Source organism: Pseudomonas sp. GW821-FHT03C07, from assembly GCF_059420925.1.
Window position 1 is genome coordinate 45,558 of record NZ_JBWKUQ010000013.1, and the last position, 25,375, is coordinate 70,932.

17 protein-coding genes are annotated in these 25,375 nt (G+C 63.2%); 10 read left to right on the forward strand and 7 right to left on the reverse strand.

Annotated features, from left to right (window positions below; genetic code table 11):
- Nucleotides 1-219: 219 nt before the first annotated feature.
- Nucleotides 220-1,524: a dicarboxylate/amino acid:cation symporter gene (locus tag AC07VG_RS22715; protein ID WP_495003089.1), complete on the forward strand. Its 1,305-nt coding sequence runs from the start codon at nt 220-222 to the stop codon at nt 1,522-1,524.
- 11 nt (nt 1,525-1,535) lie between these two features.
- Nucleotides 1,536-3,035 carry a cysteate racemase gene (gene cuyB, locus AC07VG_RS22720; RefSeq protein ID WP_495003090.1) on the forward strand — a complete coding sequence of 500 codons (1,500 nt, stop codon included), beginning with the start codon at nt 1,536-1,538 and terminating at the stop codon, nt 3,033-3,035.
- 2 nt (nt 3,036-3,037) lie between these two features.
- On the opposite strand, the gene AC07VG_RS22725 is transcribed toward cuyB, so the two are convergent.
- Entirely contained in the window at nt 3,038-3,685 is a 648-nt protein-coding gene (locus AC07VG_RS22725) for a response regulator (protein ID WP_495003091.1), read from the reverse strand.
- An 80-nt stretch (nt 3,686-3,765) separates the two neighbouring features.
- Entirely contained in the window at nt 3,766-4,437 is a 672-nt protein-coding gene (locus tag AC07VG_RS22730) for a response regulator (RefSeq protein ID WP_495003092.1), read from the reverse strand.
- 372 nt (nt 4,438-4,809) lie between these two features.
- Between AC07VG_RS22730 and AC07VG_RS22735 the strand changes: the two genes are divergently transcribed.
- From AC07VG_RS22735 to AC07VG_RS22760, 6 genes are all read left to right on the forward strand, one after another.
- Nucleotides 4,810-5,388 (forward strand): fimbrial protein, encoded by a 579-nt coding sequence (locus AC07VG_RS22735; protein WP_495003093.1) that lies wholly within the window; start codon nt 4,810-4,812, stop codon nt 5,386-5,388.
- 93 nt (nt 5,389-5,481) lie between these two features.
- Nucleotides 5,482-6,246 carry a fimbrial biogenesis chaperone gene (locus AC07VG_RS22740; RefSeq protein WP_495003094.1) on the forward strand — a complete coding sequence of 255 codons (765 nt, stop codon included), beginning with the start codon at nt 5,482-5,484 and terminating at the stop codon, nt 6,244-6,246.
- Nucleotides 6,247-6,264: 18 nt separating this feature from the next.
- Complete coding sequence (locus tag AC07VG_RS22745) at nt 6,265-7,032, forward strand: fimbrial biogenesis chaperone (RefSeq protein WP_495021899.1); 768 nt, start codon at nt 6,265-6,267, stop codon at nt 7,030-7,032.
- Nucleotides 7,033-7,195: 163 nt separating this feature from the next.
- Nucleotides 7,196-9,829, forward strand: coding sequence for a fimbria/pilus outer membrane usher protein (locus tag AC07VG_RS22750; RefSeq protein ID WP_495021900.1), 2,634 nt, complete (start codon nt 7,196-7,198; stop codon nt 9,827-9,829).
- A 34-nt stretch (nt 9,830-9,863) separates the two neighbouring features.
- Nucleotides 9,864-10,853: a fimbrial protein gene (locus AC07VG_RS22755; RefSeq protein ID WP_495003097.1), complete on the forward strand. Its 990-nt coding sequence runs from the start codon at nt 9,864-9,866 to the stop codon at nt 10,851-10,853.
- 20 nt (nt 10,854-10,873) lie between these two features.
- On the forward strand, nt 10,874-11,407 hold the full coding sequence (locus tag AC07VG_RS22760) for a fimbrial protein (RefSeq protein WP_248800128.1): 534 nt from the start codon (nt 10,874-10,876) through the stop codon (nt 11,405-11,407).
- A gap of 31 nt (nt 11,408-11,438) precedes the next feature.
- Here the strand turns inward: AC07VG_RS22760 and AC07VG_RS22765 are convergent, their stop codons facing one another.
- Together AC07VG_RS22765 and AC07VG_RS22770 are read right to left on the reverse strand one after the other, a co-directional pair.
- Nucleotides 11,439-12,290 carry a hypothetical protein gene (locus tag AC07VG_RS22765; RefSeq protein ID WP_495003098.1) on the reverse strand — a complete coding sequence of 284 codons (852 nt, stop codon included), beginning with the start codon at nt 12,288-12,290 and terminating at the stop codon, nt 11,439-11,441.
- Nucleotides 12,291-12,414: 124 nt separating this feature from the next.
- Nucleotides 12,415-14,346: an MAC/perforin domain-containing protein gene (locus AC07VG_RS22770; RefSeq protein WP_495021901.1), complete on the reverse strand. Its 1,932-nt coding sequence runs from the start codon at nt 14,344-14,346 to the stop codon at nt 12,415-12,417.
- A 171-nt stretch (nt 14,347-14,517) separates the two neighbouring features.
- Here AC07VG_RS22770 and AC07VG_RS22775 point away from each other — a divergent pair, with 171 nt between their 5' ends.
- Entirely contained in the window at nt 14,518-17,847 is a 3,330-nt protein-coding gene (locus tag AC07VG_RS22775; RefSeq protein WP_495021902.1) for an ATP-binding protein, read from the forward strand.
- Nucleotides 17,848-17,873: 26 nt separating this feature from the next.
- On the opposite strand, the gene AC07VG_RS22780 is transcribed toward AC07VG_RS22775, so the two are convergent.
- Nucleotides 17,874-18,797, reverse strand: a complete 924-nt coding sequence (locus AC07VG_RS22780; RefSeq protein WP_495003101.1) for a LysR family transcriptional regulator — start codon at nt 18,795-18,797, stop codon at nt 17,874-17,876.
- A gap of 122 nt (nt 18,798-18,919) precedes the next feature.
- On the opposite strand from AC07VG_RS22780, the gene AC07VG_RS22785 reads away from it, so the two are divergent.
- Entirely contained in the window at nt 18,920-19,123 is a 204-nt protein-coding gene (locus AC07VG_RS22785; protein ID WP_495003102.1) for a tautomerase family protein, read from the forward strand.
- A gap of 144 nt (nt 19,124-19,267) precedes the next feature.
- Here the strand turns inward: AC07VG_RS22785 and AC07VG_RS22790 are convergent, their stop codons facing one another.
- Together AC07VG_RS22790 and AC07VG_RS22795 are read right to left on the reverse strand one after the other, a co-directional pair.
- Nucleotides 19,268-20,479, reverse strand: a complete 1,212-nt coding sequence (locus tag AC07VG_RS22790) for an MFS transporter (RefSeq protein ID WP_495003103.1) — start codon at nt 20,477-20,479, stop codon at nt 19,268-19,270.
- Nucleotides 20,480-20,765: 286 nt separating this feature from the next.
- The gene (locus AC07VG_RS22795; protein WP_495003104.1) at nt 20,766-25,076 is read right to left on the reverse strand and encodes an Lhr family helicase; all 4,311 of its coding nucleotides are present in this window, start codon (nt 25,074-25,076) and stop codon (nt 20,766-20,768) included.
- Nucleotides 25,077-25,375: the final 299 nt, after the last annotated feature.

Genomic DNA, 25,375 nt, shown 5'->3' on the forward strand with positions numbered 1-25,375 from the left:
CTCCCCTGTAGGCGCTGGCTTGTCGGGACGCCGCATCGCAGCGATGAGGCCCGTGAGTCTTGCATCGATCAGGCGGCCGCCATCGCCAGCAAGCTGGCTCCTACAAGGGACCGAGGTGTTTGTAAGTGATGTATTTGGGCGCGACGCCGTAGAGCGGCCGGGCCAACGATCTTTTTCCTGCCAAGCAAAAAAACCGACAACAGACTTGAGGGAAACACCATGAGCAAAAACAGATTGCCCCGTCATATCGCCATCGGCATTGCCGCCGGGGTCCTGGTCGGCTGGCTGTGCCATCACTTCGCGGCGGACGCCAAGTCGGCCAAGGATATCGCCGCTTACTTCTCGATGGTCACCGATATCTTCCTGCGCCTGATCAAGATGATTATCGCGCCCCTGGTGTTCGCCACCCTGGTGGGCGGTATCGCCAGCCTCGGCAGTTCGCGGTCGGTGGGCCGTATTGGCACCCGGGCCATGGCCTGGTTTATCAGTGCGTCGCTGATCTCGCTGCTGATCGGCATGTTGCTGGTGAACCTGTTCCAGCCAGGTGCCGGGATGAACCTGCATGTCGACCAGGGCGCGGTCGCGGCCCAGGTGGTGAATACCGGCGACTTCAGCCTCAAGGTGTTTGTCAGTCACGTATTCCCACGCAGCATTGCCGAGGCCATGGCCAACAACGAGATTCTGCAGATTGTGGTGTTCTCGCTGTTTTTCGGTTTCGCGTTGGCGGGGCTGAAGCAGGCCGGCTTCACCCGCATCACCAGCCTGGTGGATGAGCTGGCCAAGGTGATGTTCAAGATCACCGACTACGTCATGGCCTTCGCGCCCATCGGCGTGTTCGCCGCCATCGCCAGTGCGATCACCACTGAAGGCCTCGGCCTGCTGCTGGACTACGGCAAGCTGATCGCGGAGTTCTACCTGGGTATCGCGCTTCTCTGGGCGGTGCTGTTCGGCGCCGGTTACCTGTTTCTCGGACGTTCGGTGTTCACCCTCGGCAAGCTGATCAAGGAGCCGATCCTGTTGGCGTTTTCCACCGCCAGCAGTGAGTCCGCCTACCCGAAAACCATGGAGGCCCTGGAGAAGTTCGGCGCGCCGAAACGTGTCTCCAGCTTCGTCTTGCCCCTCGGCTACTCGTTCAACCTCGACGGTTCGATGATGTACCAGGCCTTTGCCATCATGTTCATCGCCCAGGCCTACAACATTGAACTGAGCTTCACCCAGCAGTTGCTGATCCTGCTGACCCTGATGGTCACCAGCAAAGGCATGGCCGGTGTCGCCCGGGCTTCGGTCGTGGTGGTGGCCGCGACCCTGCCGATGTTCAACCTGCCCGAAGCCGGCCTGTTGTTGATCATCGGCATCGACCAGTTCCTCGACATGGCTCGCACCGCGACCAATGTGGTCGGCAACAGTATCGCCACTGCGGTGGTCGCCCGCGCCGAGCAGGTGCATGAGACCGAGGCGGAAGGCGGCGAGCTGCCCGCCGTCGAATCCGTTGTACTTGCACGTACCCCGGCTACTGCGGTTTGAGAGTCTCGACCATGAATACCCAAGGCAAAACATCCGTGGCGCTGCCAGTTGCCCGCAAGCTGGGCATCGTCGGCGGCCTTGGCTCGCTGGCCGGCGGCGATCTGTTCTTCAAGCTGGTCAAGTCCAGGGCGGTGCTGGCGGATCAGGGGCGCTACCATTTCCTCTTCGAGCAGCATCCGTTCAAGGACGTGCTGCTGCCCCTGGACCGCGAAGCGAGCATGACCGCGCGCAAGTTCTATGTGTTCCAGGTCTGCCAGTCCTTCGAGGCGGGCGGGGTCGACGCGGTGGTGCTGCCCTGTTTCGCCAGCCAGACGTTCCGTGAAGAAATCCAGCAGGAACTGGGGATTCCCGTTCTCGACCTGATGGCGGCCCTGGCGGAACATATTCGCCGGATCGCCGAGCCAGGCACGCGGCTGGGGATTCTGGCCTCGGATTATGTGCGTCACTCCGGTTTGTTCGAACGCTACCTGGGCGGCGATTTCCAGCTGGTCTATCCACCCGAATCGGAGCAGCGCACCCTGATGGACGCCATGTACGGCCTTAACGGGATCAAGGATGGCTATCTGCAAGGCGTACCGCTGGAAGGCGTGTACCAGGCCTGCCTGGCGCTGCAGGTGCAGGGTGCGAACCTGATCGTGCCGGGGCTGACCGAGCTTTCGCTGGTCTGCGCCGATTTGCAGCGGCGCGGCCTGAGCGTGCTCGACATCAACGAGATCTATGCCGCCGCCGTGACCAGCGCCGACGATGAGCCGCCGCAGGTACCCTTCAAACTGGGAATCGTCGGCGGTGTCGGCCCTGCGGCCACCGTGGACTTCATGGCCAAGGTGGTCCGCCACACCCCGGCGGGCCGCGACCAGGAACATATCAAGATGGTGGTCGAGCAGAACCCGCAGATCCCGGATCGCACGGCCAACCTGCTGTTCGCCGAAGCCGACCCGACCCTGGCGCTCTACGCCACCTGCAAGCGCCTGGAAAGTGCCGGCGCGCAGGCCATCGCGATCCCGTGCAACACCGCCCATGCCTTTGTTGAACGACTCCAGCCTTACCTGCGAGTACCGATCGTCAACATGCTCAGTGAAACCGTCGAGGCGATTGCCCGGCAGCACGGCAGTGGCAAGCACATCGGCTTGCTCGCCACCTCGGGCACGGTGCAGAGCCAGGTCTACCACCAGGCCGCCCGCCATGCCGGCTTGCCCCTGCTGATTCCCGGCTTCGACTATCAGGAACTGGTGATGAACGCCATCTATGGCGAGCGCGGCATCAAGGCCGGTTTCACCGATGGCCTGTGCAAGGAGCAATTGCTGCTGGCGGTCGAGCATCTGTGTGAGCAGGGGGCCGAGGTGATCATCCTCGGCTGCACGGAGCTGCCCCTGGTGCTTAGCCACTGCGAAGACTTTCAGGTACGCGGCCATCGTGTGGCGCTGGTGGACCCGACGACCGTTCTGGCGCTGCGTTGTGTCAGTCTGGCGGGTTCCGATGGCGGATGGGGTCACTACATCTCTGCCCACTGAGACTAGCGATACCAGTGTTCGATGGCCTGCAGCAGTTGTGCAATGGCGTCCCAGAGGGGCGTATCACCGGCCTTGGCGCCGATGGCCTGCTCAAGCGCTTTTGCTGTCTCGGCAATCGCCTGGGCGCCCATCATCAATCCGGCCCCTTTGATCCGGTGAGCTCGGTGGCTGGCCTCGGGAAAATCTGCGCGGCTGACCGCATCCTGGAGCGCCGCCAAGTCTTTTTCCAGGGCTTCGCGGTACAGCGACTGCAACATGGCGGCGTCGTAATGCGGCACTGGCGGGGCGGCGGGCGAGGGTTCATGGTCAAGCCATAACTGCAACAGATTGCGCAGCGCGTCCAGGTACAGCGGCTTCTTCAGCACCCCGTCCATGCCACTGTCCATGCAGCGCTTCTGGTGGGCCGGGCCGCTCTGCACGGAGAGGGCGATGATCGGCAAATAGTCCGGCCCACGCTCCCGCGCCCGAATGCGCCGTGCAACCTCGTAACCGCTGATTCCCGGCATGCAGCAATCCAGCAGCAGCAGTCGGATGGGCTGTTGCTCTATGACCTGCAAGGCTTGCGCGCCGCTCGACACCACCACGGCGCGGATGCCCAGTATCTTGAGTTGTTCGTTGAGGATAAAACGGTGGGCGGGCTGATCGTCCACGACCAGCACGGCGCCGGGTTCAACGCCGATCCGAGCGCTTCGTCCGGCATTGCCAACGGCCTCGTTACCTGACAGTGGCGTTATTCCTGAGAAACGGATTCCCGGGTTTGATGGAAGATCTTGAACAGCTCGCTGTCGTTCTTGATGCCGAGCTTGCGATAAGCCGATTGCTTTTGTGTGCTGATGGTATTGGCGCTGCGCGAAAACTTCGCGGCGATTGCGTTCACGGACATGCCATCGAGGAAACAACGCAGCACTTCCTGTTCTCTCGGCGAGAGATTGGAGCTCTGGGCCAACGAGCTGGACAGTTCGGGACTCGAACCCAGGTGGGCCAGAGGGAAACCTGATTGCGCCTCCGTTATTTTTGCGGTCATGGAGGGCTGTAGGTAAATCCGACCTTGGGCGACGGTTCGAATGGCGCTGGCCAGTTCACCCAGGTTCTGCACCTTGCCCAGGAAACCCCGGCTCCCGGCCTTCAGCGCCAAGGCAACGGTGGCTGGCGTGTAGTGCGAGGACAGGACCAGCGGCTTGCATTTACCGAAGCGTCGCCTGAGCACCCGAATCAGGTTGATACCGTCGATTTCCGAAGGCCCCAGGATGAAATCGATCACCACCACATCCGCTGGCCGCTGCGCCAGTGCCGTGACCAGCTCCCGACCAGTTCCAAAGGACCCTATCACTTCAAGATCCGCTTCTTTGGCCAGGCCGATTTCGATCCCTTGTCGAACCACCTCATGGTCGTCTAACAACATAACGGTGTATGGGGTTGAAAACGAAGGGGACATGAAGAGGATCCGTGTTGTAAGTGTAATTCTTTGTAAGAATTATCTGTCTTTATGGTCAAGTTATAACGTATGCGCGCATAGGCTGCAATGTGCGCTTCGGCATGGCAACGCAGCGCTTGAGGTCCTTCCGAAAGTCTAGTGTGAGGGCGTTTGGTACGGTTGGGGGGCGGGTGTATGAGTTTTCGAGAAATCACGAATGAATACTCGTGATTTCTCGATGGGTAATACCACCGCGCAGGACCAAAGTAGGGTTTCCCCCGCCGACGAGGTACGCCCGGAACCTAGGTACCGAGCCTCAATCATTGCCGGGGGCTCCTTAAACCTACGAACGGGAACGCCATGAAAATTACTGCACTCTCCTCCGTCGCTGTTTCTCTGGCCCTGGCCGCCGCGGTATCGCTGCCGGTATCCGCCAACGACGGCGTGATCAATTTCAGCGGTCTGGTGACCGATGTGACTTGCACCGTCGAGGGCGCTGCGCCGGGTACCGGTGCCGTGGTCAAGGACGTGAACCTGGGCGGCGTCTCCGCTTCGCGTCTGGCGAATGCCGGTGATCGCGCCAACCTGACCGGTTTCACCATTCGCATTGGCGCGCCGGGCGAGGGCGCCTGCACCAACGGGCGCACCGCCATGGTCGCGTTCGATCCGACCAGCCCGGCAATCGATGTTGCCACCGGTCGTTTGAACATCGACGGCCACGACGACCCGACCGACACCGACACCGCGAAGAACGTCCAGGTCGAAGTGACCAACCGTGACGGTACGCCGATCAACGTCTACAGCGAAAAATCCGAAGGGGTGGTCATCGCTGACAACCAGGCGATTATCCCGCTGGCCGCGCAGATGTACTCCAGTGGGCTGGCCCGCGAGGGTACGGTCAATACCCGTGTCGGCTTCATGGTCGTGTACGCCGACTAAGGGGTGCTCAGGTCTGCGTACGCAGACCTTGCCTGCCTCGGACCTGCGATAGCCCCGCGGGTCCTTCCCTCGGACCCGAAGAGAACCCAGCCGATGAAAAGCATGGCCCGCTTCGCTTTTGCCTCCTGTGCTTTTGCCCTGCTAGCGCTGCAGATGTTGCCCACCCACGCCGGCGTGATCATTCATGGCACGCGGGTGATCTATCCCGCCGAACAGCAGGAAGTCATCGTGCGCCTGGAGAACAAGGGTAGCCGTCCGGCACTGGTGCAGACCTGGCTGGATGCTGGCGACCTGCGCTCCACGCCGGCGACCGCGCAAGCGCCGTTCACCCTGACTCCGCCCATCTTCCGTATTGAGCCGCATCAGCAACAGGCCGTACGCCTGCGCTATTCCGGCGAGCCATTGCCGACCGATCGCGAAAGTCTGTTCTGGCTGAACGTGCTGGAAGTGCCGCCGACTTCCGCCGATGCCGCGCAAAAGAACCAGATCGAATTGTCTTTCCGTACGCGCTTGCGGGTGTTCCTGCGGCCACCAGCGTTGCCGTATTCGGTCAACAACGCCGCGGCGAAACTGCAGTGGAAACTGGTGCCCCATGACCAGGGCTATGCGCTGCAAGCCACCAATCCGACGCCGTACCACGTGTCGCTCGCCTCGGTCGACTTGCTCGGCGATGGCAAGCGTTACAGCAAGGCGGCGAACAAGGCGGCCAACGACAGCCTGTTGCTGCCCTCCGGTGACGTCAAGCTGTTTGCCTTGCCCGGACTACCGACCCGGCCCAATGGCGCGGCGAAGGTCGAGTTCACCGCCGTCAGCGACTTCGGCGCCCGCGTGCGCCACTCGGCCAACCTGGTTTTTTGATAGCGGATAACCCATTACATGAATGCGATTCCGATTTCCCGCGCCCTGGCGTCGTTCATGGCCCTGATGATGGCGCTGCTGGTGGCCGTTCCGCTGCACGCGAGTGTTGTTATCAGCGGCACGCGCGTGGTCTACCCACAGCACGAAAAGGAAGTGACGGTCAGGCTCGAAAGCAAGAACCAGAAACCGGTTCTGCTCCAGGTATGGCTGGACAATGGCGATGAACAATCCACGCCGGATCTGGCCGGGATTCCGTTTCTGCTGACGCCGCCGATCTTTCGCATGGAGCCGGACCAGCACCAGGTGCTGCGCCTGGCCTATACCGGCGAGCCGTTGCCGCAGGAACGTGAGAGTCTGTTCTGGCTCAACGTGCTGGAGGTGCCTTCCCAGGGGCTGGATACCGAGCAGAGCAACCAGTTGCAGTTGGCTTTCCGCACTCGGATCAAGCTGTTCTTTCGCCCGACGAAGCTGCCCTACGAGGTCGAGGCGGCTGCGGCGAAACTGCAATGGCGACAGGTTTCCAGCGAGCGGGGACAGATGTTGGAAGTCTACAACCCGACGCCTTATCACCTGAGCTTCGATCAGATCGATCTGGTCGCGGCGGGGCAGCGGCATGCCCGGGAGCTCGGTGCGTCGGGAGCCGAGAACATGGTGGTGCCCAATGGCCACAACCGTTTTCTGTTGTCGGGCCTGAAGTCACTGCCGAGTAGCGCGATGACCGCCGAGTTTCAGACGATCGATGATTTCGGCGTCAGGGTTTCGCACACGGCCAGGATCACACCATGACGGCCTGTCTCCCGCCGTAGCACCCCATAGGACACCAGCGTCCACCGCATCGGATTGACCCACGTCATCCAGTTGATCGCCCAAGCCCGTTTTTGCCCATTCATCGAGGCAGGAATTCGCTTTGCCGAAATTCGGACAGCAGCTACTTTTTGGAACGGTACACATGAGTTCGAACACGTCAGCCAGAGCAGGAAATTGGCCCCTGTCACGCCAACGATTGACGCTTATCGCCCGCAGCCTGCTGCTGCTTAGTGGGGCTCAGGCCATGGTGAGCCATGGGGTCGAACATGTGGCGTTCAACCCGGCTTTTTTCCCGGGTGGGGCGGCCGGTTTGCAGGTCGATATTTCCCGGTTCAACCAGGGCAATGTCGTACTGCCGGGGACCTACCGTTCCGATGTCTACCTCAACGATCAGTGGATCGGGCGTGAAACCCTGACCTTCGCCGCGGTCGAGGGGCAGGACGCGGCGCAACTGTGCCTGGAGCGTGATGCATTGCTCACGTTCGGCATCGACCTCGACGGTGTCGCCGAGCAGGCCGCGAAGGCTGGCGAAACACCGCCGGCAACGTTTCCCGCCGAGTCGGTCTGCGGCGATATCGCCACCTACATACCGGGCGCCAGCGCCCGCTTCGACTCGGGAGAGAGCCGCCTGAGCCTGCAGATTCCACAGGTTTATCTGTCACGCAAGGCACGCGGTTATGTCAGTCCGCAGCAGTGGGACAGCGGAGTCGATGCGGCCTTTGTGCGTTACAACGTCAACACCTATGCCACCGAGGCCAATGGTCGCTCGCTCAACTCCAGTTATCTGGGGCTGAACACCGGGCTCAACCTGGGCGACTGGCACTTTCGTCATAACGGCAGCTACAGCCGTTCCAATGGCGGCGGCTCTGGCTATCAGAGCAGTGCCAGTTATGTGCAGCGCGAACTGGCCCCATTGCAATCGCAGATGATGGCGGGCGAAATCTATACCTCGGGCGAGTTGTTCGACAGTGTCCGCCTGCGTGGTGCCAGCCTGTTTACCGATGACCGCATGCTGCCGGATTCCCTGACCGGTTTTGCCCCGGTGGTGCGTGGGGTGGCCGAGACCAACGCCCGGGTCAGCGTGCGTCAGCGCGGCATCCTGTTGGACGAGGTCAGCGTGGCGCCCGGCCCGTTCGTGCTCGACGACCTGTTCCCCACCGGTTACGGCGGCGATCTGGAAGTCACCGTTACCGAGGCCGACGGTCGCCAGCGCCAGTTCATCGTCCCCTTTGCCGCCAATGCCAACCTGTTGCGTCCTGGCTACAACCGTTATGCGCTGAGCGTTGGGCAACTGGATGAGGTCGGCCTGCGGCATCCGCCAAGGCTGATGCAGGCGACCTACCAGCACGGCCTCAGCAACCTGCTGACCGGCTACACCGGAGCGGTGCTCGGCGAGGACTATCACGCGCAATTGTTCGGCGCGGCGTTCAATACCCCGTATGGCGCGCTGTCATTCGACCTGACGAACTCCAACGCACGGATCCCGGGGCACGGTTCGCGCCAGGGGCAAAGTGCGCAGCTGCGTTACAGCAAGAATTTCGCCGCCACCGGCACCCATTTCGCCCTCGGCGCGTACCGCTATTCCACCGAGGATTTCCTCAGCGTGCGCGATGCCGCGCGGGTCCGCGACCTCGCGCTCGAGGGGCTCGACCTGGACCGGGTTTCGCGGCTGCGTGACCGCATGGACGTCAGCCTCAACCAGAGCCTGGGCAATGGCTCGGTCTATCTCACCGGGTCCTCGCAGAACTACTGGAACCGCAAGAACGGCAACCTGACCTTCACCACTGGCTACACCGGCACCTGGAAGGGCTTGCACTACACCATCGGCGCCCAGCGCAGCCGCGACCTGCTCAGTGACCGGGTCGACAAGCAGATTGATTTGACCCTGAGCATGCCGCTGGGCGGCGGTGTTCGTTCGCCGACCCTGACCACCGCGGCCTACCACGGCGATCAGAGCAGCGGCGAGCGGGTCAGCCTCGGCGGCAGCTTCGGCGAGCGCAGCGAGTTCGTCTATGGGGCCAGTGCCAACCATGCCCAGGGCAATGGCAGCGGTGCCAGCGCCGACCTGCAGTACCTCGGTCGACATGGCGTGGTGTCCGGTAGCTATGGCCAGAGCAGCGACTACCGTTCGGCGTCGCTGGGCATGACCGGCGGCATTGTCGCTCATCCGGGCGGCGTGACCCGGGCCTCGGAGCTGGGCGACACCCTCGGCGTCATCCAGGTGCCTGATGCCACGGGCGCACGGGTCAACGGCAACCACGGCGCGCAAGTGGGGGAGAACGGTTTTGCCGTCGTGCCCCATCTCACCCCGTATCGCAAGAACGTCGTCGAACTGGACCCCAAGGACCTGTCCGTCGATGTGGAACTCAAGACTGCCGCGCTGAACGTGGCACCACGCGCCGGCTCCGTGGTGATGCTCAAGTACGAGACCGTCAGCGGCCAGGCCATGCTGATCACGGCGCTACGCGAGGACGGCAGCCCGCTGCCATTCGGCGCCGATGTATTCGATGAAAACGGCGCCAGTGTCGGCATGGTCGGGCAGGGCGGCAAGGCGTTTGTCCGCGTGCCTCGGGAGCAGGGGCAGTTGACGGTCAAATGGGGTTCCCTGGCCACGGCGGCGTGCCGTCTCGACTACGACCTGGCCCCGGGGCATTCGGCTGCCGGCGCTGAACGCCTGCGCCTGCTGGACGGGGGCGATTGTCGAAGCGATGTCGCCATCGCCTCGGAGGAAGTGCCTGGGGCGGACGAGCGCGACACCACCGATGAAACCAGTTGATCGGAGCGTGAACAGCCACCCCCGACGCCGACCAATGCCTTATTTCATTCTTGCGGGACTGAACATGAAACCTTCCACCTCATTCATTCCGACACTGCTGGTCCTTGGCCTGCCGCTTGCCGCCCACGCGTGCGATTATTACCCGAACGGCCGAACCAGCGTGTCCTTTCCGGCCACCATCACCGTGCCGTCCACTTTGCCGGTGGGCGGGTTGATCGCCAGCCAGGTATTTACCGGCGCCTATCCAAGTGGTGTCAGTACCTGCAATGCCCCCGTCTCGCAGGTGGAAACCGGGCGTTATACCGATGCGGATGTGGTGACGGTACCGGGGGTGAGTGGTCGCGTTCATCGGACGAATGTTCCTGGCGTTGGCATCCAGATCGTGGCGACGCTTCTCTCCGGGGCCACCTATCACCTCAATATGAGAAGCCAGGCGGCAACGCTTCCGGCGGCACAATATCGGCATGACATCCGCACGATGCAGGCGCGTTTTTACAAGATCGGGCCAGTTGCCAGCGGCACCTACGCTAGCGGGAATCTCCATGAAAACAGATGGTATGGAAACAATATCCATACGGCGGTCCTGAACACGGCCGTGCGCTTTGTCGCCCCCAGTGCCACCTGCGATCTCGCCGCCGGCGATGTCAACCGCGCCATTACCTTGAATAACGTGCGCGTCAGTGATTTCACCAACGCAAACTCGGCGGGCGCCCGCGACTTCGAGTTGACGGCCAATTGCAGCGATGCCTCCAGCGTTACCTTCGCCTTTTCCGGTACGCCCGCTCCCGGGAGCAGCTATCGCTTCGCCAACACCGGCACGGCCAGCGGTATCGGCCTGCAGCTCTATTCACGCATCGGCGGAGTCGCCCAGACCATCCGTGCCGACGGTACCGACAGCCGGCGCACCGTGGCGGTGTCCGGCAACCGCGCGGTGCTACCGCTGGGAGCCTCGTACTGGAAGATCGGCACGGTCGGCAAGGGTACGCTCGCCAGTACCGCCACCGTCTCTATTACCTATAACTGAAACCGCATGAGGACTACCCGATGAACCTTCGAGCCTTGCCTTTGCTGTTGGCGATCAGCGTCAGTATTACCGCCAGCGTGGCCCACGCCGCCACTACCGGCATCCTGCGTTTCAGCGGTCGGATCGACGGTGGTACCTGTAACCTGGCGCTCAGTGATGTGAACCGCCCGATCACGCTGCCCACCGTCAAGGTTCCGGATTTTGAGGGCGTCGCGCATGCTGGAAGCTACAACTTCCAGATCAGCGCCAACTGCGATACGGACATCCGCAATGTGACCTTCCTGTTTGCTGGCACGCCTGCCGCCGGGGATGGCGCGCGCTTTGCCAATACCGGGACCGCGAGCGGTATCGGCCTGTGGCTGGCGCAGCGGCCGGCAGGTGGCGGGACCTCGACCATTCCCGCCAATGGCACGGTTGCCCAGCGCAGTCGCACTGTGGCGACGACCGGTAGCCTGGCGGTCCTGCCGTTGCTCGGGGCCTACCACAAGACCGCTGGCGCGCTCGGCCAGGGGACCCTGGCCACCAACGTGACCATCTCGATCACTTACGATTGATTCCCGGGGCGTCACGGCTGCCGATGGTGTATCAGAGGAAATCCGCCGGTGTTTCATGCCGGGTCGGCGCCTGTTCTTCGTGATAGTGGGGCCTGCCCGTTTCGGAGTTCATCAGGTCATGATTGGCCAGGATGGTTTCCGTCAACAGGCTGTCCTCACCCTCCTTGAACCAGCAGGCGAGGGCTGAGTTTCGATTGCCGTGCATATCGACGATCTTCAGGCGCTTTTGCTCCGGGGACGCGCCGGACAGCGGGGCATCGGGAAAGGTCTTGGGGGGCAGTACCAGCGCGTCCCCGGGGCGCAGCCACAGGTCGGCGAGAAAGATCTCGTCCACGAAAGGCCGCCAGCGCGCCACGCTGATGACCAGTGGCAGCCGGCCATAGCGGGAAAAAAACGCATGGGGAAAGGCGTGGTATTCCAGGTCGGTCGGATTGTAGGTCAGCAACTCGCGCTGGCGCGCCACAGCGAGGTAGGGCGATTGGTGCCCGGCCCATTTGCCGTAGGTGTACTGGCCCAGGATCAGTTGCTCATAGTCGAAGCGGATGCATTCACCGCTGCGCAGCAAGGTCATGCCAAAGGCCTGCGCCGTTTCTTCCGTGGCCCACATCGGTTCATAGCGCACTTCGCGGGCATGAAAGTCGAACGACTTGATCGTGTAGGAACCGCTGCTGGTGGGGATTTCCTTGGGCTTCCAGGTGATGCCTTCATAGCGGGCCCCCCGTTCAAGCTCGGGGTTGTCCGGCGCCAAGTGGATCAACCGACCCTCTTCATGAGCCTTGAGGCGTGCCAGGCCATGGTCGTTGTATAGATAAGGGAACTGGCGGGTGTCGAGATCGACCTCATCGCCATCGCCGATAAAAGGTACGCAGTTGAAGACTTGCATCGTGGTCGGACCGCCAAGGTAAGAGTGAGGCTGCAAAGGCCGCAGTGTTCCGCTGCCTGTTCAAGACTGGTCGCCCCGGCGTACGGGCCGGGACGACGAGCGTTATCCGCCAGGCGTCATGCCGTCAATTGAACGGCACATGCGCCTCGCGAAACCAGTCCATGCCATGGGGCTCGCGCCAGGGGCGTACCGCCGCGCGCTTTTCGACCTGAGTCAGATTCAGATGGTGGTGATGGTAGTACACCATCAGCAGGTGAAAGACATGGTCGCCACGCCGGTCCCAGATCACGTCGTCCTGCTGCCGGCCAGGGCCCATGGGGGTCAGACGGCAGTCGCCCTGGTCGAGCATGCCTTGCAGGCAAGTCCCCGTCTGGTAGTTGATCAGCAGAATCGGGTGGTTGATTTCAGGGTAGGGCTTTTCCAGTTCGGGCATGTACCAGAATTGCCCGGGGTTTTGCGTATCGGGTGTCTGCATCGCCACCCGGTCCTGGTGTTGCGGATCCATGGCCAGCGCCGGGTTGGCGCCGGTGTTGTTGCGCACGATATACAGCACGGTTTTCGGGTCTTCGAGGGTCTTGCCCGTCTGGACCACTTTCACCCGGCCGAACGAGTCATGGGCAAGGCGTGCCACAACCTTCACCGTCGGGTTGAGGTCTTTTCCTGGCTGACCGAAACCGGCGATCAGGCCATCGACCCCTGGAAATTCGAAGTCATTGCCGGCCAGCACATAGGTCAGGCCGGCGATCGGGTTGGCTTGGCTTTTCTGGGTCAGGCTTTCCCAGCGTTGCAGCGATCGCTCGCTGGCGCCGTTCTGGCGCAGCGCCTCACGCATGGACGGGCTCGGGTAGTGTTTTTTATCCCGTGGCCAGCGTTCGGTCGCCATCAGCAACTTATAGCCGGTCTTTTGCTTGAGCAGCAGGGCCAGGGCGTCCCAAAACTGATCGAAAGTTTCCTGGGAGGCATCCGCCTGTGGGGGATAGTGAAAGCTTTCGCTGGTGCCTTTGCTGTTGCTGTCGACGAACACCATGCGCAAGGCCGGGCCTTTTGCCGCGGCGTTGACGGTGGTCGGCAGGCTGGAGCGGCCGACGATAATCACCGACTCCTTCCAGTTCGCTTCGATTTCCGTCTTGTAGCTGGTGTACCACTGGTAGGCCGCTTCCAGCGCGGTGCGGGTGTCGCCCTCTTTGACGAAGAGGTAGATCGGCACCAGTTTCAGCTCCACGACCTTGGGGTCATCGGGCAGGGATTCGCGCCAGGCCATGAAGTCCGCGTTGCAGTTGGCGGGGGCGCCAGCATTGAAGTTGATGGAGTGCGTGCCGCCCTGGGTGGTCAGGCTGACGCTGCGGTGGGCCAGGTGTTTCTTGATCTCCTCCGAGATTTCGGTGCTGGCTTTCGCGCTGATGAACGTGCCGTACTCGGCCTTGACCATGGCATCGAGGGTATTTTTCTCGCTGAGATAGGTCTTTAGGGCCGTCATCGCATAGTTCAGTGCGCCGCCGACGACTACCTCGTTGACGATATCGGCACCGAAGTCGACAAAGAAGTTGAAGAAGGCTTTGGGGTGCGCCGGATCAAAGCTCGTCGGCAGTCCCTTGACCCTATCCTTGAATGCTTCGGTACTGTTCGCCGGGTTAACCTCGAACGTCAGTTTCCACAGCCGCACGGTGTGGTTGTAGATCGCCGCTTCACGTTCTTCGAGCTTTTTGATATCGGTGCCGAAGGTGGCTTTGAAACCGCCGGAAAACGCACCGTAGCTGCCCGAGACTTCGACGCTGGACTGGGTGTGCTTCTCGTATTCGTCCCGTGAGAGAAACGTCTCGGTGAAATAGTTTTCCTTGGTCACCGTGGTCACGGTGACGTGTTTGCCCACGTTGTACACGGTGTCCTTGTAGGGCACGGGCCGCTTGGCGGCCTCGGTGTCGCCTACTTTCTGGCATTCCTTGCTCTCTTCGGCCCAGTCCAGTCGGTTCAAGCCTCGTCCCAACAACTGCGAACCGCCGATATCCCGTGGCGTCTTGTCCGAGCTGCCTACGCTGTCCTTCATCTCGTCGCTCATTGCTTTCTCCCATCGTCCTGGTGTGATCAATTGGGCTCAATTGATGGGGCCCAGTATCGGAAGCACGGTGTCGACGAGACAGTCCAGAGCAGTGTCAGTGCGGTATCAGTTCGGTATCAGATGTGGAGTACACTCGTGCGGCTGCCAGGCGTCGCCCCGGGACTTAACGACATGGACTCCAAACAGAGCGCATTTTCTGCTGTGCCCAAGCGGGCCCCTGCGGTTTCCGATGGGCGCGTGCTACTGGATGCCGGCTTGTTGAAGGGGCTGCGCAAACAGCACGGCCTGAGCCAGGAAACCCTGGCCGAGGCGTGCCTGAACCGCCACCTGTGTGTGTCGATTGCCTCCATCAAGCGTGCCGAGACCGGCAAGCCGGTGCTTTATCGGACGGCTCGTCACCTGGCGACGGCTTTCGAGGTCGACGTCGGGGCACTGCTGGGGCATTCGGTCACCAGCGCTCTGGTAGAAATCGAGCAGTCGATTGCCGATCTGCACCAGACGGTCCTGGCGACACAGATGTCTCGGCCGATCGACGATGATGTGATCCGCTATGTGCTGGAACTGAGCTTTGAAACCGATGTGCTGGGGGCCGCCATCAGCCCTGAGCGACGTGCGCCGTTGCTGGCGGAGATCGAGCGCCTGATCCGTCAGTTCGGCGGGGTGCGGGTAGAGCGCCGCGGCGATGTCATCGTGGCACAGTTCGGTGCCCCGCAGGCCTATCGCAGCGACAGCGAACGCGGCCTGTTATGCGCCCTGGCGTTGAGCCGTGAACCGTTCGCCAGGCCCGGCCACGGGATCGTGCTGCGGCTGGTTCGTCAGGGCGCGGATGCTTCGGCGGACGACGAGGAACTGTTCCGGCTACTCGGCCACAATCGCCGTGACCCGCATGGCCATGCCCCGGTTCATGTCGCCCGGGGGTTGCTGGAGCAGCTTCGCGCCCGCTTCGAGTTTTCTACGCTCGAGGATGGTTTTCCTGCTTATCGCCAATGCCTGCGTCTGCGTCACCTGGACGAAAGCGCCTCGCGCCCGCTGGTGGGCCGGGCCATCGAAGTGCTGCAGTTCAAAGGCGTGATCGAGGCCACCCAGGCGTATCAGGACGGGCATGTGGTTTACGTGCGCGGCATGGCGGGCATCGGCAAGACCCGCTTGGTCACCGAGTTCTGCGAGATGGCGCGGCAAGGTGGTTTCTCCTGGCATCGCAGCGACGTGCTGGATTTCGGCATGGACAACGCCTTATGGCCCTTGGGGCAGTTGGTGCGAAGCCTGCTCGGCTTGGGCACGCGGCCCCGGGTCGGAGCGGCGGAGTTGGAAGGCGCGTTGCTGCGCTTGAAACTGGCGGACGAGCACTCGATGTTCCTGCGGGTGCTGATGGGGGAGCATCGGGCCGACGAGCCCCTCAAGCATTATGCGGCGATGAGCAACGAGGTACGGACCCAGGGCTTGTTCATGGCCCTCTTGCAGTTGTTGCTGCGGGTGGCGGTGCTACAACCGTTGTTGATCTGTATCGAGGATCTGCACTGGGCGGATGTCGTGCTGTGCACCTTGCTGGGCAAGCTGCTCGATGCCACCGACGAGGCGCCGGTGGTTTGGCTGTTGACCTCGCGGCATGAGGGCGATCCGCTGGAAAGCGCGCTGCGCCCGTATTGCACCAATCCCATGAGCCTGCTCGATATCGCCCCGATACGGGCGCGCGACGCCAGCCTGTTGGCGGATCAGTTCAGCGAGGTCGATCCGGACTATCGGGCCGACTGCGTCAAGCGTGCTCAGGGTAATCCGCTGTACCTGACGCAACTGCTGTCGAGTCGTGAGGGTGTTTTCCCCGACAGCCTGCGTCATCTGATCCAGACGCGTTTCGACCGGCTGCTGCCCGAGCAGCGCCGTGCCCTGCGTTACGCCGCGATCTTCGGCAACCGCTGTGAGTTGGCGCTCTGGCGCGAGGCCCTGGGGCAGCCCGACTATCTTCCGAGCGCGGACATGCGCCAGGGCCTGCTGCGGGAAACCGAGCCAGGCCGCTACCTGTTCGTCCATGACCTGGTCATGCACTGCCTTTACGACACGATGCCGGATGCCGTGCGCGAGCAGTTGCACCGTGAGGTCGCGGGTCTGTACCGCGAGCGTGATCGAGCCCTGTATGCCCAACATCTGTTACGGGCCAGGGATCCGGCGGCCTTCGATGCGCTGCTGGTCGCCATGGAGGAAAAACTGCAGGCCTGCCAGTACGACAGCGTGCTCGCGCTGGCGCAGCAGGGAGAGGGTTTTGTCGAGCGCGCCGCTGGCAGTTTTACCTTGGCTCTGCGCTGTGGTCAGGCCCATGCGGGCTTGGGGCAAACGGCCCAGGCGCGGGATTGTTTCCAACGCGCACTGGTGTTGGCCGGGCCTGCACAGGAGCGGATCGAGGCGGCCCTGGGGCTGGCTCCGGTCCTCAATACGCTCGATTGCCTGGAGGATGAGGAGCAACTGATCGAGGAGATACTGCCTATCGCCCGTGCGCTGCAGGCGAACACAGCGCTGGCTTGCCTGTATCAGCTACACGGCAATATCTATTTTCCACGGGGTGACTACGCCGAATGCCGACGCCTGCATGAGGCATCGTTGTCCTTTTCGCGTCTCGCGGCGAACCTCGAAACCGAAGCCAAGGCCCTGAGTGGCATTGGTGATTCCTACTATGCCCAGGGGCGGATGCAGACCGCCTATGAGGTCTTCGACCAGTGTGTGCGCTTGTGCGAGCGGCACGGGTTGGCGCATGTCGAGGCGGGCAGCCGTAGTGCCCGTGGCTCGACGCATTTTTACCTGGGCCAGCCGGCGCTGGCATTGCGTGACGCCATGGACGCGGTTGTTTGCAGTCGCCAGATCGGTAACCGGCGCGCGGAGGTCTTTTCCCGCCTGACCGCTGCCTGGGTGCTGGTGGCGACGGGGCAGGACGAGCAGGCCGGGCAGGAACTGGCGGATGCCCTGGCATTGGCCCGTGGCATAGGCGCCAGTCGTTTCGAGGCGATCCTGCTGGAGGGCTTGGCCCGTGTCGCCTTGCGCCGGAATGAACGCGACCTGGCGCAGGCACTGATCCAGGAGTCCGTCGGGTTGGTGGAGCGTTTCGCGTTGCAGCGTTACATCGGCCCCTGGGTCTACGGCAGCCTGGCCTTGATCGTCGACGACGCGCAACTGAGCCGCCAGGCGTTGCTGCGTGGCGAAGCCTTGCTCACTCAAGACGGCCTGGCGCACAACGCCCTGCGCTTCAGGGTGGCGGCGGCTGAAACCTGCCTGCTCCAGGATGACTTCGCGCAAGCGAGCCGACAGGCTCAGGCCCTGGCGGCTATCGCCCAGGCGGCGCCTTGCGCCTGGGTCAGCCATCACGTGCGTTTGATCGAGGTGGCCGGGCAATGGTTGCCGCGTTGCGATGGCTCAAATATGGAGGCCTTGAAGGTATTGCTGCGCGAATCGGAGCGGTTGGGATTTGTGGCGACGATGCCGCGTTTGATGCAAAGGCTGAATCTTCCAAGCTAGGGGTTGCCTGTTGATCCTGGGGATTTTCAGGCGCTCCAGCGCTGGCGATATTCCAGCAAAAAATCGACAAACGCCTTCAACCGCAACGGTACATGTCGCCCATGCGGATAGAGCAGGGTGAAGGGCCGCGAGCGGCCGGCGAAGGGTTTGAGCACTTCCACCAGCGAACCGTCGGCCAGTTCGTTCTCGACAATAAAGCGATAAGTCTGGAACAACCCGGCACCGTTCTTCGCCAGTGTCACTCCGCCCAGTACATCGTCGGAGCAGCAGTAGCTGCTCTCGGTCTGCAACTCCCGCTCCTTACCCTCGGCATCCTTGAACAACCAGGCAATCCGGCGCCCGCTGCTGGGCAGTTCGAACTGGATGCACTCGTGCTGTTGCAGGTCTTCCAGCGCCAGCGGTGTACCGGCCTGTAGCAGGTATTCAGGGGTGGCGATCAGCACCAGCGCGGCGTCTTCCAGGTGCCGGGCAATCAGCCCCGAATCGGGCAGCACCCGCACCCGGATCGCCAGGTCGTAGCCTTCTTCGACGAAGTCGATATTGCGGTTGCTGATATGCACTTCGACCTTCACCGCCGGATAGCGTGCGCGAAAGGCCGGCAGCAGCGGCAGGATGCGGTGGTGGGCGTAGGTGGTGGGGATGCTGATGCGCAAGGTGCCGGCCGGCTCCTGCTGTTTGCCCATGACTTCCCGCTGCGCTTCGGTCAGCTGGGTCAGGGCCTGGCGGCATTGCTCGAAGTAGCTGCGCCCGCCCTCGGTCAGACGCACGCTGCGGGTGGTGCGGGTGAACAGGCGTACGCCGAGGCGCTCTTCCATGCGGGAGATCGAGCGACTCACCGCGGCCGGCGTAACCCCGGCCACCTGCGCGGCGGCGGTGAAACTGCCGGCCTCGGCGGCCAGGCAAAACAGCTCGATGCTGCCGAGCATGAGGTCGTCGAACTGTCGTCGCATGATTGATTACACTGGGGGATCAAATGAGGTACGAGTACTCGTATTTATCAAATGAGTGTGGGGCAATAGAGTCAGTTCCACCAGCGTATCGGTAAACCTTCTTTCAACCACTGGAGCACAGCATGCCTTTTGTCAGCGTTCGTATTACTCGTGAGGGCGTGACCCGCGAGCAGAAAGCCCAGGTCATTGCCGAAATCACCGAGACCCTGCAACGGGTCCTCGGCAAACCGCCGGAGTTGACCCATATCGTGATCGAGGAAGTGGATACCGATAACTGGGGGCATACCGGCCTGACCGTTACGGAGCACCGCAAGCCCAAGGCATGAACACGGTCCCCTTGCAGGAGCCAGCTTGCTGGCGATTCGATCTGATGGCCGACATCGCCGTCGCCTGAGAAAACGCTATCGCCAGCAAGCTGGCTCCTACAGGGATCGTGTTTCACGGTGGGTCTTGTGGTGTCAGGGCTGGCCTCAGTGGCCTGCCACCACCCGTGCCGAACCTTCGGCAGGCTCCGCATATCCCGACCCTAGTCGATCCAAGCGACCGCTCCAGGCGGTCAGCGCCAGGGCCACCAGCACCACCAACCCGCCAATCCAGGTGGTGTGGATCAGCCCCAGGTTGGCGACGATCAAGCCGCCGATCCAGGCCCCGCCGGCAATGCCGAGGTTGAAGGCGGCGATGTTCAGGCCCGAAGCCACATCCACCGCATGGGGGGTGTGATGCTCGGCCTGGCGCACCACATAGATCTGCAGGCCCGGCACGTTGCCGAAGGCTACAGCGCCCCAGGCCAATACGGTCAACAGGACCAACCATGGATTGCCGGCGGTGAAGCTCAGCACGAACAGCACGACCGCCAGCAGCAGGAAGATCAGCTTCAGCGCACCGATGGGGCCGCGCTTGTCCGCCAGTTTCCCGCCCCAGATATTACCCACCGCCACCGAGACGCCGTAGACCAGCAGCACCAGGCTGACGGTGCCGGGCTGAAAGCCGGAGATGTCCTGAAGGATCGGCGCCAGGAAGGTGAACGCGATAAAGGTGCCGCCATAACCGGCCGCGGTCATTGCATACACCAGCAGCAGACGCGGTTGCTTCAGCACTTGCAGTTGCTGGATCAGCGAGGCCGGCTTGTTGTGCGCGATGTTCTTCGGCACATAGATCAGGCTGCCGATAAAGGCGATCACGCCCAGGGCGGATACGGCGAGAAAGGTTTCGCGCCAGCCGAAGTGCTGGCCGATAAAGGTCCCCAGCGGTACGCCCGTGACCAGGGCCACGGTCAGGCCGGTGAACATGATGGCTATCGCGCTGGCGGCCTTTTCCTTCGGCACCAGGCTGGTGGCGATGGTCGAGCCGATGGAGAAGAACACCCCGTGGGCCAGGCCGGTGACAATGCGCGCGAGGATCAGCGATTCGTAGCTCGGTGCTTGCCAGGCCAGCAGGTTGCCAAGGGTGAACAGCACCATCAGCGACAGCAGCAGGAGCTTGCGCGGGACCTTGCCGGTGAGGGCGGTCAGCACCGGGGCGCCGATGGCGACACCCAGGGCATAGAGGCTGACCAGCAGGCCGGCGGAAGGCAGATCGACACCCAGGTCGGCGCCGATGGTGGGTAACAGGCCAACGATGACGAACTCGGTCGTCCCGATGGCAAAGGCGCTGAGGGTCAGCGCCAATAAGGCAATAGGCATGGCTGCAACTCCGGTAGGTTTGATCAGGAGCGCAGTGTCGGGGTTTCACTTGTGCGGAAAAAGACAGGTAATGGCACAACATATTTGACTTGAAGGCAAAGATCCGTTGTTTCACGAAACCTTGAGAACGCCGCATACGCTGTTTGGGGCCCGGACACGAAACCATTTCTGTGGTCGAACACCGACCTGTGGCAGCCGGCTGGCCAGCGATGGCGGCCGGACCGTCGGTGCAAGGTTTGCGGGCCTCATCGCCGGCAAGCCGGCTCCTATAGGTTTTGTGGCGGTTTCAGAGGCGGTATTGGGTCAGTTTTTTGCGGACTTCGGCGGCGGCGGCCTGATCCAGCTCGAGCCAATACCATTGCTGGCCGGCAATCTCCGCCGCCGCCGGAACGCCATCGCGATACACCAGGCGATTCCCCGCCAACGCCGGGACCTTGTCACCGGGCAACAAGGTCCCCGCCAGGTTCAGCGGATCGGCGCCGCATACCGAGACCAGGCTGCCGTCCGTCGGACGCCGACGCACTTCGCGCAATAACGGAATCGCCTCCGGCAAGGCAAACTGCTCACCCGCCAGACCGCTGATAAAACGCCCGCCACGAATCTCGCCGCGAGCCTCCAGCCGATGAAAGGTGCGCAACAATTCCCGCCAGCTCGGCAACCAGTCCGCCTCGCGCTCCAGCAAGCGCCAGAACACCACGCCGTAACGCCGCAATAAGGTCATGGCGATATGTTCCAGGGTTTCGGCCGGCACCTGGCCGGCTGCCGGTGCGACCAGCGCCGAGCGCCGCAGCAAGGCCCAGCGCCCGGCATCGTCCATCCCGCCGACAAAGGCCCCGCGCCCACGTCGGGCACTGCGCGCCTGGCGTTTGCTGGCCGGGGTGATCAGCGCCCGCAGGCCGGCAAAGCTGTCGGCATTCACCCAGCCGGCACCGACCAACTCCTGCAAGGCGCTTTCCAGTTCCGTCGGCAACAGGTGGGCCTCGTGCAGCAGTTCGTCGAAAAACAGTGCGCCCTGTTGCGTCAGCGCGGCATAAACCTTTTGCGTGCGCGGCGACAACTCTTGCACCGCTGTCTGTTCGGCCAGACTGCTCCATAGCGCGACCTGGCCCCGGGGCAGCAACACCACCGGCGTACCGCGCGAGGCCGCGCTGGCGCTTTTGCCACGGGCACTGAGGCGCGCCCAGACCAGCCTGCCCGAGCGACACAATTCATCAAGCCAGGTCGGCGAATACTCTTTGAGCCGCGCGGCCAGTACATCGCTGTCCCAGGCCCCGGCGGCAACCGGATAGCCTTCGAACTGGCTGACGATCATCGCCAGGGCGGCGCTGCCCTGACCCTGGCAAGCGGGGGACAGGTGTTGCCAGTCGAACAGGAAGCGCATGAAGTCCTGCACCGCCACCGGCTCGATTTCCCGACGCAGGCGTTTGACCGTGTAGCGGTGGATACGCGCCAGCAGGTGACGCTCGCACCACTGTTCTTGAGGTGCCCCAGGACTGAACTGACCGCGCAGCACATAACCTTCGCTTTCCAGCTTGGCCAGGGCCCGGGCCAGTGTGGCGCAGGAGAGTGCCAGCGGTTCGGCGATCTCGGACAGCGTCAGCGGGGCAAAACCACTGAGGCGGGCGCGGACTACTTCGACGGCGGCTTCGTCGGCTTCCCAGGGTTGATCGAAACCCGCTGGCACTTGCAAGGAGGAGGGCAGCGCGGCCTGTGGATAAAGGGCTTGCAGGCAGGTCAGACGTTCCAGGGCCGTCCATAACGCGTGCGTCGTGTTGATTTGCAAACGCAGGGCACGCCCCTGTGTCGCGAGCGCCAGAAGCCAGGCTGCCCACGAAGGATTGGCCTCGGCTTCAGCGTCGGTGATCACCGCCAGGCTCATCAACGCCTCATGCATTTCATCCTCGCCATTGGGTGCGGGCCAGGCTTCCTCGGCCACGGCCTGGATGGCCTCGGCATCCAGCGCGCCGAGGTCGTCGGTGCTGCTCGGATCGGTCCAGCGCCGGTTCAGCACCGCCTGGGTACGACGCTCTTCCAGCGGAGCATCGTCGAGAAAGGTGTATGGCCGGGCGCTGAGAATTTCCGCCGCCAGGGGCGAGGGCGCCGGCAGGTCGCGGGCGATCAGTCGGATTTCGCCGGCCTCCATGCGCCGCAACAAGGCCAGCCAGCCTTCGCAGTCCATGGCCTCGTGCAGGCAGTCGTCGAGGGTCTGTTCCACCAGCGGGTGGTCGGGAATCTCGCGCTCGCCGGCGAGGTTTTCCAGGCAGGCGATCTGGTCCGGGAATACGCAGGCGGTCAGGTCTTCGCTTTTCATCCGCTGGATCTGCGGCGCCACCTTGCGCCCGCCGACAAAGCGCGGCAGCGCCAGCGCGACCCCGGCATTCCAGCGCCAGCGCACGCCGAAGAGCGGGGCGTCGAGCACGGCCTGGATCAGGATGTGTTCGGCCGTGCGGCTGTTGAGGTAACGCCAGACCTCGTCCAGGGCAAAGCTGTGACTGCTGGACAGCGATAGCACGATGGCGTCTTCGCTGGCGGCGGCCTGCAATTCGAAGTTGAAGGTGCGGCAGAAGCGCTTGCGCAAGGCCAGGCCCCAGGCGCGGTTGATCCGGCTGCCGAACGGCGTGTGGATCACCAGTTGGGTCCCGCCGGACTCGTCGAAGAAGCGCTCCATGATCAGGCTGTCCTGCGAGGGCAGGGCGCCGAGGCTCTGGCGGGCGCGGGCCAGGTACTCGACGATCTGTTCGGCGCTGGCCGGGTCCAGGCCAAGGGTCTGGCGCAGCCAGTCGAGGCTCGCTTGCAAGTCTCCCGGCGTGGCACCCAGCAATGCATCCAGGTGGGCATGCAAGCGCGCCACGGCAAAGGACAGCTCGGCACTGCGCCCCGGTGCCTCGCCGAGCCAGAACGGAATGCTCGGCGGCTGGCCGTGGGCATCCTCGACCCGTACCTTGCCGGTCTCGACCCGCAGGATACGATAGGAACTGTTGCCCAGTTGGAACACATCGCCGGCGATGCTTTCCACCGCGAAGTCTTCATGCACCGTGCCGATGTTCAGCGCCTGGGGTTCGAGCAGCACGCTGTAGTCGGCGTTGTCCGGGATGGTCCCGCCGCTGGTGAGGGCGGTCAGTTGGCTGCCACGGCGTCCGCGCAGGCTCCGGCTCAGGGCGTCACGGTGAATATAGGCGCTGCGCAGGCCCTGACGACTGTTGAAACCTTCGGCGAGCATCCGCAGCAACGCCTGGTAGTGGGGCTCGTCCAGCCCGGCATAGGGCGCGGCGCCGCGGATCAGTTCCAGCAGCGGCTGCTCCCGCCATTCCTGGCAACTGACCTCGGCGACGATCTGCTGGGCCAGCACATCCAGCGGCGCGCGGGGAATCAGCAAGGTATCCAGTTCGCCCCGGCGCACGCAGTCGAGCAGGGCGGCGCATTCGATCAACTCGTCCCGCGAAGTGGCGAACAGCCGACCCTTTGGCGTGCCGCCGACCTGGTGACCGGAGCGTCCGACCCGTTGCAGGAACGCGGCGATGGAGCGCGGCGAGCCGATCTGGCAGACCAGTTCCACCTCGCCGATATCGATGCCCAGTTCCAGCGAAGCGGTGGCGATCAGCACCTGCAACTCGCCGCGCTTGAGCCGTTGTTCGGCATCCAGGCGCTGTTCCTTGGCGAGGCTGCCATGGTGGGCGGCCACCGCCTCTTTACCGAGGCGCTCGCTCAAGTGCCGGGCCAGGCGTTCGGCCAGGCGTCGGGTGTTGACGAAAATCAGCGTGGTGCGGTGCTGCCGGGCCAGTTCGGCAAGGCGTTCGTAGACCAGCTCCCAGACATCGTTGGCCATTACCGCCGTCAGCGGCACGGGCGGTACCTCGATGCCCAGGTCGCGGGGGCGGGCGTGGCCGATATCGATGATTTCGCAGGCGCGCCCGGTACCCACCAGAAAACGCGACACCGCCTCAATGGGCTTTTGCGTGGCCGACAGGCCGATGCGTAGCAACGACTCGCCACACAATGCCTGCAAACGCTCCAGGCTCAGGGCCAGGTGGCTGCCGCGCTTGCTGGCGGCGATGGCGTGGATCTCGTCGACGATGACCGTACGAACAGTGCCCAGCATGCGTCGGCCGGAGTCGGAGCCGAGCAGCACATAGAGCGATTCGGGCGTGGTCACCAGAATATGCGGCGCGGTCTTGCGCAGGCGCGTGCGTTCGTTCTGCGGGGTGTCACCAGTGCGCACCGCGGTGCTGATCGACAGCGGCGGCAGGCCCAGGCGCTCGAGCTGTGCGGTGATGCCCGCGAGTGGGTCCTGCAGGTTGATGCGAATATCGTTGGACAGCGCCTTGAGCGGCGAGACATAGACGATCAGGGTTTCATCTGGCAGTTCGCCACCCTGGGCCAGGCCCTGCTGAACCAGGTCGTCGATCACCGCGAGGAAGGCCGTCAGGGTCTTGCCGGAGCCGGTCGGCGCGGCGATCAGCGTCGACCGGCGCTGGCGGATCAACGGCCAGGCACGGGCCTGGGCGCCGGTCACGTCGGGGAAGGTATTGCGAAACCAGGCGCTGACGGCCGGGTGGAACCCTGCCAGGGCGTCGTGGACCGATTCGGGAAGATTCATGGGTTTATTTATGCGGTCGTACGGCCCAAGTTGCAAGTAGTGAGGGGGCTTGAGTCCAGCTCCGTCGGTGGCGAGCGGGCTTGCCCGCGCTCGACTGCGAAGCAGTCGCAAACCGCTCAACCTGTTCCATCTGGTACGCCGCGATCTCAGGTTTCAGGGGCGCTTCGCACCCCAACGGCGGCAAGCCCCCTCGCCACAACGGTACCTTCAGGCAGTTTATCCGTGACGGTTGCGCGCAAAACCCGCAAAATGCAAGGATTCTGGCTATTGCCAGCGGTCGGCCACAAGCTGGCCGCCAA